Annotated in this window: 8 protein-coding genes; 6 read left to right on the forward strand and 2 right to left on the reverse strand. The window is 45.4% G+C overall.

The annotated features are described in order from the left end of the window. The first annotated feature begins 353 nt into the window (after positions 1 to 353). The 6 genes from map (at position 354) to OSC7112_RS27325 (ending at position 11,323) form a co-directional block, all read left to right on the forward strand. Positions 354 to 1,181: a type I methionyl aminopeptidase gene (gene map, locus OSC7112_RS27305; RefSeq protein WP_015178914.1), complete on the forward strand. Its 828-nt coding sequence runs from the start codon at positions 354 to 356 to the stop codon at positions 1,179 to 1,181. 205 nt (positions 1,182 to 1,386) lie between these two features. Beyond that, positions 1,387 to 2,079: a response regulator transcription factor gene (locus tag OSC7112_RS27310; protein WP_015178915.1), complete on the forward strand. Its 693-nt coding sequence runs from the start codon at positions 1,387 to 1,389 to the stop codon at positions 2,077 to 2,079. Between the two features lie 106 nt (positions 2,080 to 2,185). Then, entirely contained in the window at positions 2,186 to 2,344 is a 159-nt protein-coding gene (locus OSC7112_RS40250) for a hypothetical protein (protein ID WP_190274278.1), read from the forward strand. 351 nt (positions 2,345 to 2,695) lie between these two features. After that, on the forward strand, positions 2,696 to 3,055 hold the full coding sequence (locus OSC7112_RS27315) for a hypothetical protein (RefSeq protein WP_015178916.1): 360 nt from the start codon (positions 2,696 to 2,698) through the stop codon (positions 3,053 to 3,055). Positions 3,056 to 3,585: 530 nt separating this feature from the next. After that, the gene (locus OSC7112_RS27320; RefSeq protein ID WP_015178917.1) at positions 3,586 to 8,793 is read left to right on the forward strand and encodes a WD40 repeat domain-containing protein; all 5,208 of its coding nucleotides are present in this window, start codon (positions 3,586 to 3,588) and stop codon (positions 8,791 to 8,793) included. Between the two features lie 244 nt (positions 8,794 to 9,037). Further along, positions 9,038 to 11,323, forward strand: a complete 2,286-nt coding sequence (locus tag OSC7112_RS27325; RefSeq protein ID WP_015178918.1) for an FdhF/YdeP family oxidoreductase — start codon at positions 9,038 to 9,040, stop codon at positions 11,321 to 11,323. Between the two features lie 149 nt (positions 11,324 to 11,472). Here the strand turns inward: OSC7112_RS27325 and OSC7112_RS41310 are convergent, their stop codons facing one another. Together OSC7112_RS41310 and OSC7112_RS41315 are read right to left on the reverse strand one after the other, a co-directional pair. Then, complete coding sequence (locus tag OSC7112_RS41310; RefSeq protein ID WP_223300704.1) at positions 11,473 to 11,637, reverse strand: hypothetical protein; 165 nt, start codon at positions 11,635 to 11,637, stop codon at positions 11,473 to 11,475. 41 nt (positions 11,638 to 11,678) lie between these two features. Then, the gene (locus OSC7112_RS41315) at positions 11,679 to 11,951 is read right to left on the reverse strand and encodes a glycosyltransferase family 2 protein (protein ID WP_041622761.1); all 273 of its coding nucleotides are present in this window, start codon (positions 11,949 to 11,951) and stop codon (positions 11,679 to 11,681) included. Positions 11,952 to 12,380: the final 429 nt, after the last annotated feature.

The raw sequence follows: 12,380 nt of genomic DNA on the forward strand, positions 1-12,380 counted from the left end.
GACAATAGTGTTCTTCGGTGCTTTCCAACGGGCTCGGCGGTTGAAACCGCTTTGTTGACAATCAAGCATCCAGGATACAAGCCCCCGGATTCATCCGTCCAGAAATAAAAAACCTGTATCCGATGAAACTTGCCGAACGTATTTATTCGTGGGGTCGCCTCTAAAATCTAAAATCTAAAATCGATTGACCCCCCAATCCCGTGCCGATTAGTGAGAAAAATATTAAGCTAGCTAAAAGGACAAGCGATCGACAGTTCGCAACAAGACACCCGTTTTTCCACAAAAAACTGGATATTCGCCGTTTTTTTGCTTCTACCTGCTGTCAAAGTACAAAATTACCCGCCAATCAATACATGAATATTTTTAGCAGTCTGCTTTCTAGCCCAACTCAAGCACCCCAAGTCAAAAAACAGCGTCGAGGCATTGAAATTAAGTCGGAACGCGAAATCGAAATTATGCGGCAGGCCGCGAAAATCGTTGCAACGGTACTCAAAGAAATTTCCCAAATGGTGAAACCGGGAATGACTACTGCTGATTTGGATGCTTATGCGGAAAAACGCATCCGTGCTATGGGGGCAACTCCGAGTTTTAAAGGCTATCACGGTTTCCCGGGATCGATTTGCTCTAGCATTAATAACGAAGTTGTTCACGGCATCCCCAGCGCCAAAAAAGTAATTCGGGCAGGAGATGTTCTCAAGGTAGATACGGGGGCATATTACCAAGGTTTTCACGGCGATTCTTGCATCACGATCGCAGTTGTGGAAGTGACTCCCGAATCGGCAAAATTAATCCGAGTCGCAGAAGAAGCTCTCTACAAAGGCATCGAACAAGTGAAGGCGGGAGCCTATTTGCTCGATCTGGCTGGTGCGATCGAAGATCACGTCAAAAGCAACGGTTTTAACGTCGTTGAGGAGTTTACCGGCCACGGTGTCGGGCGAAATTTGCACGAGGAACCTTCGGTTTTCAATTTCCGCACCCGGGAAATGCCGAACGTGAAATTGCGAGCGGGCATGACATTGGCGATCGAACCGATTCTGAATGCCGGTTCTAAGTACACTCGGACGCTTTCTGACAAGTGGACTGCTGTAACGGTTGACAATGCTATGTCGGCTCAGTTTGAGCATACTGTGTTGGTGACAGAAACTGGCTATGAAATTTTGACCGATCGTTCCAAAGTTTAAGTGGAACGCTTCAAGAATAATTTTGAGTTTTGAGTTTTGAGTTTTGAATTAAAGATTTAAAAACTTTTTAATCGTTAGATCAAAACCTAACTCAAAGCTCTTGAGTTGAACAACAATTTTTTAACTTCCTTCGAGGGATGGAGTGACAATAAGACTTAAATTCGGCTAAATTTAAAAATAGTGGTAAAGCGTAAGGGTAACAACTATGTCAGCACGATTATTATTGGTAGATGATGAACCGGGCTTGCGGGAAGCAGTACAAGCTTATTTGGAAGATAGCGATTTTGCGGTTGAGGTGGCCAGTAATGCTCGGGATGGGTGGGAACTCTTGCAGCAGTACAATCCCGATTTGGTGATTTCAGACATTATGATGCCCCAGGTGGACGGTTATCAATTTCTCAAGCAAGTGCGGGAAGATCCTCGCTATAAGGCTTTGCCGGTGGTGTTTTTGACGGCTAAGGGGATGACGGGCGATCGCATTCAAGGCTATCAAGCAGGCTGCGATGCTTATCTTTCTAAGCCCTTCGATCCCGACGAATTAGTAGCAATAGTAACCAATTTGCTGGCCCGCCGCGCGGCTGCTAAGGAGACGAGCGAAAGTTCTGAAAGTCCAGATATTGCTGCTTTGACAAGCCAAATGGCGAGAATTGAGTCTTTGCTGAGCGGGCGGAGTTCGATCGCCCAAAGTCCTTCGCCGATTAAAATTGATTTGACTCCGCGAGAACAAAGTGTTTTGGATTTGGTTGCTCAAGGTTTGATGAATAAGGAAATTGCCCGCCGCTTGGAAACTAGCGTCCGCAATGTGGAAAAGTACGTCAGCCGTTTGTTTAGCAAGACGGGTACTAACAGCCGTACTGAGTTGGTTCGCTTCGCTCTCGAACACGGCTTGACGAAATAGCAGCCCTCTCGACTGGGCTGGAGGCTCTGCCTCGCCGAGCTGCGTTACCAGGCTCTTCCTGGTAACGAGAATTATGCAAAAAATTAAAAATGTTAAGATATAAGTATTGACAGATATTTGGTGGCTGTGGTATGTCACATCAGCTTGCTGGTGGGAGCGCGGGAGTGGGAAAACTGGTGTGCGAAAACTGGTGTGCGATCGAACTTCTCACCCACTTTGCTTGGAGTCTGAGATGAACACTCGCAAACGCCGGGGAATTACTTAACGAGAAAACCTGACTGTTTAAGAGTTTTCACGTAGTAAATAGAAAGGCAAACAGTTCACCGGATATGATCCGTTCAGCAAACTTGCCGCGAAGAGTCACAGATAAGGTTATATCCTATGGAAAAGCCAGCCACTATTAATTAATGACTCTGCTCAAAAACGGATACTTGCGAACTGCCGGAGTGGTAAGTTACCAACAATTTTAGACCCTAGTTCAAGCTCTCAGATTCATCTGTGGAGGAAATCTCAAACCTCAAATCTCAAATCTCAAATCGACTCACAGCGCTCTCAAGTAGCCGCAGATGTTGAATGTATAGCAGCACCAAAATTTAGTTTATACCAGGAGGATACCATGAGGAAAATCACGGCGCGACAAACAATAAGTGCCATAGCAGCACTGCCGATCGTACTAATAGCCAATACAACTCAAGCTTTTGCCGCTGATACCGGTCAGAAAATAGATCCAATTAAGAAAGTTTCGGATTTTGGCGATGAACTAGATTTTGATATGGGGCAACCAACAACCATCAGCATTGAAGAAAGCGAGGATTGGGATGAACCTGATTTTACAGCTACTTTAGATATGGAGATTAGTAAATTTATGACAAAAAATCTTCAAGCTGTAATTGATGAGCCGCCGCCGGTAGTTTATCTCAGTGCGGCAAGGGGTCAGTCAAGCAAGGAATGCCGGATTTCAGCGATATGCGAATAACGGAATCGGATTTGTGCGATTTGGGCGATGGCTGGGAGCCCCGCAAACAAAGACTCTTTTGCTGGGTAGAATTCGAGCAATTATCAAGATTTCAGTAAAATCAGGTTGATTTTGCTGGGAATATGCGAATAACAGAGTATGTATCTTTTGGGTATGCTTTAAGGCGATCGGCTAAAATAATAAGTATGCAGGCTAAAATAAACTTAACTAATTGATAGTTCCCAGGGATTGGAAATCGCCCACAAGGGCAGAAATAAAATTAATCATGTGATTGTTCGCTGTGATTTGCCAACGGAAAAACGGGTAAAAGTAAACTTAGATCAAACGCCAAAACGGTTAGGACGTTCTTAATTGCACTTGACCCTGCGATCGATTCCTGACATCTGTTACACCCATGACATCCGTTACATCCGTTAAATAATCCGTTGCCGAACTTCCATCCGTTACATCCGTTAAATAATCCGTTGCCGAACTTCCTTTTTTCGGCAGTTAACAGCACCTATCCTGAGAAAAAGTTTCCAATATTAATTATGATTAATTCGCACTGCCAGCAAGACACCGCAGCACAGCAAAACAAAAGTTCGCTGCAAACTCTCTCCCGGACTCTCTCGATGTCTCAGGGGCAATTTTCGCTGATTTTGGTGCGGTGCAATTACAGTGCGATGAGAGAGGAAATTGTACGGCAATTGCGGGAGGAGTCTGGTATCGAGATTCGAGAAATTGTCCTCCCGCCATCTGTTAAAACTCTTTACACGACGATAGAAACCAAACTTTCTTGCAGCCATAGCCATCCGCCAGCTTTAATGGTGTTTGGATTGGAATCGGTAAGCGCGATCGATCGGGTGCTAACTTCTACCAACTACGTGAGGGAAGAATTTCGGAATAATTTTCCCTTTCCGGTGGTGCTGTGGGTGACAGACAAAATATTAAAAAAACTGATTCGGTTAGTAACAGATATCGAGACTTGGACGACAACTGTGGAATTTGTGATTGGCCCCGACGACTTGGTGGATTTCCTGGGCCAAAGTGCCGATCGCCTTTTCTCCAACATTTTAGAAAGCGGCAATTGGCGTTTAAGTAATTCTGCCATTCTCGGAGCCAATTCTTTGAGTGAACTAGAGTCGGCTAGCCAAGACTTGCAAACTTGCAACATCAGGTTAGAACCCGCTATTGAAGCGAGTTTGCAATTTATTCGCGGTAGGCACGAATATGCTTGTCACCGCATCCCTGCAGCTATTGAATTGTATCGTAAAAGTCTCAGTTTTTGGAAGCATCAAGTAGCATTTATAGGGTCCAAAACAGAATTTAGCGATTTGTTATTTACCGTTCATCCTGCACCAGTGTTAGAGGGAATTATCCTATTCCACATCGGTCTTTGCTACCGCTTCCAAGCAGAAAAACACCGCAGAGGCAACCGTCCTTACTGGACGGAAGCTAAGAATTATTTTCAGGAATGTATTGATGTTTTAGAACGGGCAGGACGGCCGGATGCCGTTGGTATATTCATCAATCAACTTGGCGAAGTATTGCAGCATTTAGAAGATTGGGATGCACTCTGGAATTTAGCTATCAAAGCTCGGAGGTTACATGAAAATATGGAAAATTCAGCAGTTAATTTGGCTCAAGATTACGGCTTTTTGGCTAGAGTAGCCTTAGAGCAAAAGAACTGGCAAGGGGCGAAAGAATGGGCTTTAATCGCTCTAGACGTTCTCAACTCAAATTTAGAAGCGACGGGACAGGGAACCCCTGTAAAGTCGCAGCATCAAGGCTTGTATCTGTTAATTTTAGCAGAGGCTCAGAGTCAGTTGGGTGAGGTGGAGGAGGCGATCGCGCATTTAGAGCTTGCTCGCTCGGAAACCGAAGCCTGCTACAACCCGCAACTGTATTTGCGGGTTTTAGAAATGCTGCGATCGCTCTATTTTCAGCGGGGACAATATCTCGAAGCATTTCAAATTAAGCAAGATTATCGAGCGGTGGAACATACGTATCGGTTCCGAGCTTTTATTGGAGCCGGAAAGTTGCAGCCGCACAGAGAAGCGGTTAATCCAGTCGCCGAAACTGTTGCCGGCGCTGCTACTATTGCTGACGAAATTACTGCTTCCGGCAGAGAAGAAGACCTCAACCGCTTGATATATAGGATGAACAATACCCCCGACAAACTGACAGTAATTTACGGTCAGTCTGGAGTTGGCAAAAGTTCAATAGTCACCGGGGGATTAGTACCGGCTCTCAAACAAAAAAAAATAGAAATGCGGACGGTTTTGCCGATAGTGCTGCAAGTTTACAACAACTGGCCGCGGGAATTGACCAGACAGTTATCTGCTGGTAAAGCTGAAATATTCGAGCCGGAAATTACCGAAGCAGTAGCAGAAACTGCTCCGGTAGATTTTCCAGTAGAAGCGGGCGAATTCAAGGGAAATCTTATTTCGGGATTTCACGGTTACTCGACTGGGAATAATGAGGCTCGAAGGGAGCATTCACAGCCAGTAGAATTAATCATACAACAACAGGCGATCGAATACGAAAACATTATCAAGGAGCTGCAAAGAAATTCCGAACATTTAGTGACTGTTCTGATCTTTGACCAATTTGAAGAATTTTTTTTCGTGTGGAAAGAGCCAGCGGAAAGACAAATATTTTTTGATTTTTTGCGGGAATGCTTGAAAATCAAATACTTAAAAGTCGTCCTGTGTTTGCGGGAAGATTACCTGCACTATTTGCTGGAATTTTCCCGACCCAAAAACCAGACAGGATTCGTCAACAATGATATTTTGGAGGACATTCTCAGCAAAAACATTCTGTTTTATTTGGGAAATTTTTCGCTAGTCGATGCGCGATCGGTAATTCGGACTTTAACTGAGCGAGCGCAGTTTTACTTACAACCGGAGCTGATCGAAGAATTAGTCAAAGATTTAGCGGGAGAATTGGGAGAAGTCCGCCCGATCGAGCTACAACTTGTCGGCGCTCAACTGCAACAAGAGGACATTAGAACTTTAGCTCAATATCAAGAACTCGGCAACAATCCGCAACAAAAATTAGTCGAAAGATTTCTTGAAGAAGTCATCAAAGATTGCGGCCCGGAAAATGAAGTTGCGGCGCGCAGAGTTTTGTATTTGCTCACAGATGAAGATGAGATCCGTCCCCTAAAAACCCGCGCCGAATTAGCCTCAAATTTAGCGACATTTGCCGAAGCTGACAAATTAGATTTAGTCTTAGAACTGTTAGTCAAATCGGGTTTAGTTTTTCGGTGGACGGAACTGCCTGCCGAGCTTTACCAGCTCGTTCACGACTATCTAGTTAGTTTCATCCGCCAGCAGCAGGAATTAGATAAAAAGGCAGAATTTGAGGAACTGCGAAAGCAAAACCAAATTAACCGAGATGAAATTGAACAAATTCGCAAAGACAGAGAGCGAGATGCTTTGCTGTCGGAAGCTAGAGACAAACAGCGCCAAGCTAGAGACAAACAGCACGAAGCGGAAGCTCAACTTTACCAATCTCGGAGATGGCAATTGCGGGCGGCGGTTCTAGGAGTGCTTGTACTCGGAGGTGTTTCGGGAATGGCATTCGAGCAAGCAAAATTAGCAGAAAGCGCGCGGCAAGAAGCCGAAAAAAGTCGCACTGATGCCCTAAATTCGGCGTCGGAAGCTTTGGTGCTTTCTAATGAAAAAAATCAATTAGGAGTGTTGGAAAATAGTATCAAAATTGGTCGTGATTCTCTGAAAAGTACAGCGCTGCCTGTGGACACTAAAAATCAAATTGCTGAAAGACTCAGACAAGCAGTTTCCGGGGTACAAGAACGCAACCGTTTCGAGCAGCACAGCAAGTTTGTTTTGGATGTGAGTGTCAGTCCAGACGGCAATTCAGTTGCTTCGGCAAGTGCTGACAAAACTGTTAAATTGTGGAGCAAAGAAGGTAAGTTATTAAAAACTTTCAATCACCCAGATAGCGTGACGAGTGTTAGTTTTAGTCCGGATGGGAAAACGATCGCTACTGGTTGTGCCGATCGCACAATTAGAATTTGGCAAGTAGATAACGACAAAAGTGCCATCGGCATTTTATCCGGCCACCGCGATATCGTCACCAGCGTCAGTTTCAGTCCCGACGGCAAAACCCTAGCTTCCGCCAGTCACGACAACACCGTCAAAATCTGGAACCTTGCGAACAAAAAATTGCTGCAAACCTTAACGGGACACAAAGACTGGGTGCTCGGCGTCAGTTTCAGTCCCGACGGGCAAACAATTGCCTCAGCAAGTGTTGACAAAACTGTCAAACTTTGGAACCGAGAAAGTAAAACCCAGAAATTTAAAATTAATCCCAAAACATTAACCAAGCATTCTGGCATTGTTTACAGCGTTAAGTTCAGTCCAAACAGTCGAGAACTCGTCTCGGCAAGTGCCGATACCACAGCCAAAATTTGGAACCGAAACGGTGAGGAAATCAGAACTCTCAAAGGACACAACGATGAAGTTGTCAGCGCGAGTTTCAGTCGCGACGGCGAAAAAATTGTCACCGGCAGTGCAGACGATACGGTGAAAGTTTGGAGTCGCAGCGGCACTTTGCTCAACACTTTTCGAGGACATCAAGACGACGTGAGGGCCGTAAGTTTCAGCGGCGACGGCACTATTGCTTCCGCAAGTAAGGACAAAATAGTGAAAATTTGGAAACCGGACAGCACTCCGCTGAATAAGATTTTATCGGGACACGGAGACTGGGTTTACAAAGTCAGTTTTAGTGCTGACAGCAAAACAATTGCTTCTGCTAGCGGGGACAAAAAAGTGAGACTTTGGCACGCTGACGGCAGTTTATTCAAAATCTTAGAAGGTCACAAGGATTCTGTTACCTGGGTGAGCATTTCCCCTGATGATAAAACAGTTGCTTCGGCGAGCGATGACAAAACGGTGAAAGTCTGGAGTTTAAACGGCAAACTGTTAGATACTCTCAGCCACAGCGGCATTGTCAGAAGCGTGAGTTTTAGTCCAGACGGAAAGATAATTGCCGCCGCAAGTGCCGATCGCAAATTGTACCTCTGGCGCTGGAACGGTGCTAAAGCAACGTTGTTTGCCAAACTCGATCACAGCAATCCAGTAATTAGCGTTAGCTTCAGTCCCGACGGCAAAACTATTGCTACTGCTACCGCTGCTGAGGACAAGGCAAGCGGTAAGAAAAAGGCTTTTGAAATTACCGGAGAAAAGAGAGTTTACCTGTGGCAATTTAACGGTTCGTCGGCAAAAATTCTGAAAACTCTCGACCACCAGGACAGCGTTAAAAATGTTAGTTTCAGTCCCGACGGTAAGACTATTGCTGCTGCTTGCGCTGACAAAAAAGTTTACTTGTGGGAGTTTGATGGAAAGGTTGCCAATTTAACTGAAAAACTCGACCACAGCGATACTGTAGAAAGCGTGAGTTTTAGTCCCGACGGCAAGTTGATTGCGGCGAGTGGGGGAAATACTGTTAAGCTGTGGGATTTTGACGGCAAGAAGGCGCTGCTATCTAAGACTTTGGAATCGAGCGATCGGGTGTTGAGCGTTACTTTTAGTTCGGACAGCAAAACTCTGGCTTTTGCTAGCAGCGATAGGACTGTAATTCTGTGGGCTGTGGAGAATTTGGAACTGAATAATATCATTGCTCGGAGTTGCGAGTGGTTGGGAGATTATTTGCAGAATGACCCGAATGTTGCTGAGGGCGATCGACTGCTGTGTCTTGGGTTTGGGAAACAGGCGTTAAATAAGAGGAAATAAACCGTAAGCTAGGACGGGCTAGAAGCCCATCCCACAAAAATTATTTTTTCTTGTGGGGTGGGCTTCTACCCCGCCCGAAAATTTAATTAAAAAGACCTTTGCAAGATAAGACAGCGGTTTCAACCGCCGGGTATTCTTAAAACATCTATCTATTGAGGAATTTTTTGTGTAGTAAATTTGCAGTAAATTAGACTAATAAACTTAACCGCACATCAACCCGCCATTCAAACAAAAGGTAAACCGCATGGATGTCAACTCCCAAAATGTCCAACCAATCCCGCCCTTCAACGAGACAAACGAGGAAACACCAGAGATAGGTGGCGGTTTGCCCGTAATAGAATATTGGGCAGAACATACATTGTCCCCGGAAGGCCCAAAACTTTGGAAAACTTTGCTGCACAAAAGTGCTTGTTTGTCCTGTTCTTGGGGCACTGGCGGGCAGAAAGGAGGTTTTACAAATGAAGAGGGGGAAAAACTTCAGCGCTGCATGAAAAGCGTCGAAGCAATCTCCGCTGAAATCAAGCCAGCTATCTCAACTCAATTTTTTGAACAGCAGAGTATTGCAGAACTCCAGCAATTAACTTCAATGGAAGCCGATAGGTTGGGAAGGCTGAGTTTTCCGATGATTTTGCGGGCTGGTTCCTCTCATTACGATCGCATTTCTTGGGAAGAAGTTTATCAAATTGCCGAAGCTGCTTTTCGCAAAACCCCCGAAAGAGTTGCCTCTTACAGTTCCGGCCGCTCTTCCAACGAAGCGGCTTTTCTGCTGCAATTGATGATGCGGGCGATGGGTTCCAATAACTTAGCAGATTGTTCCGATCTCTGCCACGCTCCCTCGACAACCGGCTTAAGCGAAATGTTTGCCACCCGCACCTCGGTAGTGAGTCTAGAAAACTTGAAGGAAGCAGATTGCGTCGTGCTCGCGGGCAGCAATTCTTCCTACAACCATCCCCGCTTGATGAACGAGTTAATTAAAATTCGCGACAAAGGCGGTAAAATAATTGTAATCAATCCGGTGATGGAAATCGGGTTAGTCAAGTTTGGTTCTCCCGCATTTCCCGTCAAGTCGCTCATCCCCGGTTCCGATATTTCCTCGTTGTACTTGCAGCCAATTCCCGGCAGCGATACGGCGCTATTTGTCGGCATTCAAAAGTCTTTAATCGAACAAGGTTTGCTGGACGAAAGCTATTTGCAAGCTCATACAGAAGGCTGGGAAGCAGCAGTCCAGCACGCCCGCGAAACCGATTGGGAAACTATTACTGAAACCTGCGGAGTTTCCCGCGCAGAAATTGAGGCAGCCGCCAAAATTATCGGCACTTCACAGCGCGTTGTCTTTGGTTGGGCGATGGGAATTACCCAACACGATAACGGTGTAGATAACGTTTTCAGCATCGCCAACACAGCCTTGATGACTGGAAATGTCGGCAAAGAAGGGGCGGGATTAATGCCGGTGAGAGGACACTCAAACGTCCAAGGATTCGGCTCTATGGGCGTGACTGTCAAGCTGAAAAAAGAAATTCAACAAGCTTTAGAAAAGTTATTGAATCGTCCCCTGAGCTCTGTTAAGGGTTACGAAACTCGATCGCTCATTGAAGCAGCAGATGCAGGCAAAGTCGATACCCTAATCTGTCTGGGCGGTAATTTGTATGGGGCCAATCCCGATTCAATGCAGGCAAAACGCGCTTTAAGCAATGTTGAAACCGTTATCTACCTCGCAACCAAACCGAATTTAGGGCATTTTCACGGATTGGCAAAGCACAATACAATTGTGATTCCGGTGCTGAATCGCTTTGAAAATCCCCACAAAACAACGGTGGAATCTGGGAATAACTTTGTGCGTTTAAATGATGAGGGCGAAACTCATCTCAAAAATGCCGATCTGATTCCCGAAGTACAATTTTTGACAGAATTAGCCAGCAGAATTCACGGCGATTTTCCCGTTGATTGGCGCCAACTTCAAGACACAAAATACGTTCGTCAATTGATTGCTAAAACTATTCCGGGCTATGAAAAAATAGCGACAATTGATGAGACTCAAGAGGAATTTACCATCAGCGGTCGCATTTTTACCGAACCTAAATTCCCTACAGAGTCTGGGAAAGCGAAGATGTTTGTCGCGCCTTTACCTAAGCTGAAATTACCGGAAGCGAAAGAGTTTGGGGTATCGGAATCGGTGCGGGGTTTAGTTGTGGCCTTGATGACGGGACGCAGCTATTCTCAGCACAATACTGTCGTCTACAAAATTGAGGACAAATACCGGGGAATGCCGCACCGCAACTGCATTTTGATGAACCGCGCGGATGCAGAAAATGTGGGTTTTCAAGAACATCAGCGCGTGACGGTGCAGGGAAATGTGGGGAAAATGGAAAATGTCGAGGTGATTTACGGGGCGGTTCGTGAGGGTGCTGCTTTGATGTTTTATCCTGAAGTTAATGTGATTTTTAACCCGGAGATTGAAAGGCGATCGGGCACGCCTGCTTACAAGCGCGTACCTGCTTTTGTATACGCGGAAGTTCGGCAACGGATGTAAGGGATGTAAGGGATGTTATGATTAGCTCTGCCTTATTTCTTCTATAACTCACATTTTAGATGATTTTGAAGAACAGGCAAGATGCCTGTTCCACAACGAGTTGATTTTTTGTGGGGTGGGCATCTTGCCTGCCCATTTGCAAGTCTTAATTAACTCTTAATTTGCAAAGTTCTACCGCGCCAAGTCCATCCCCAACTGGTTTCTGTTTTGATCGCAGAACCGATCGCCATCGCGGCCATTAACGCACCTCCCAAACCTCCTAACCACCAGTATTTCGTTGGACAGTCAGAAATCTCGGCACCCAAGCGGCGCAAATTGTAATGCTGCCAAATTACAATTACAAATAAACAAATAGTTAACCAGGTAATTGGTTGGCAGGTCGCGGCTGACCTGCTAATATTTTTAGGCGGGGGTCGTTGAGATGCTGTTGCAGGGTTTGACCGATCGCCTTGGTGTCGTCTGTCGATCGATCGTCTACAATTAAAACCTCTAAGTTGTCCGCAGACAGCGGTGTACTCTCCCTCATGGCGATCGCGCAATCCCGAATATTCTCTGCCTCGTTGTATGCTGGTACGATTACCGAAACTTTAGGGAACTGCGCGGCGGACTCCGGTGACAGCTTAGCCAAACTTCTGTCGCTTCAAGGCGCATTTTCGACAGATGGGCGCAAATTCTTAGTGTAAGCTCTACTTACAACGAGAGAAAAAATTAGCAGGGTTAACAATATCAAAGCGAACAGACCTCAAAATTTCGGTACACGATTTGTCTCCCTAAATATTAAAAAATATTAAAACAAAAAGCTAGTCGATCGCCCGAAAAGTTATTTTGACCGAAAGCATCCAGGATACAAGCCCCCGGATTCATCTCGCGCAAGTCAATGCTTCAATTCTTTAATCTAAAATCTAAAATCGCGCAATCGATTGACAATCAAGCATCCAGGATACAAGCCCCCGGATTCATCTCGCGCAAGTCAATGCTTCACTCTAAAATCTAAAACCTAAAATCTAAAATCGATTGACCGCCTCTTTTGCTATAATTTGTGAGCATCTTTCGGCTC

This window comes from Oscillatoria nigro-viridis PCC 7112, assembly GCF_000317475.1.
Lineage (GTDB): Bacteria > Cyanobacteriota > Cyanobacteriia > Cyanobacteriales > Microcoleaceae > Microcoleus > Microcoleus nigroviridis.

Coding starts and splice junctions, on each gene's coding strand:
- map (WP_015178914.1), top strand. CDS start 354: ATGAATATTTTTAGCAGTCTGCTTTCTAGCCCAACTCAAGCACCCCAA.
- OSC7112_RS27310 (WP_015178915.1), top strand. CDS start 1,387: ATGTCAGCACGATTATTATTGGTAGATGATGAACCGGGCTTGCGGGAA.
- OSC7112_RS27315 (WP_015178916.1), top strand. CDS start 2,696: ATGAGGAAAATCACGGCGCGACAAACAATAAGTGCCATAGCAGCACTG.
- OSC7112_RS27320 (WP_015178917.1), top strand. CDS start 3,586: ATGATTAATTCGCACTGCCAGCAAGACACCGCAGCACAGCAAAACAAA.
- OSC7112_RS27325 (WP_015178918.1), top strand. CDS start 9,038: ATGGATGTCAACTCCCAAAATGTCCAACCAATCCCGCCCTTCAACGAG.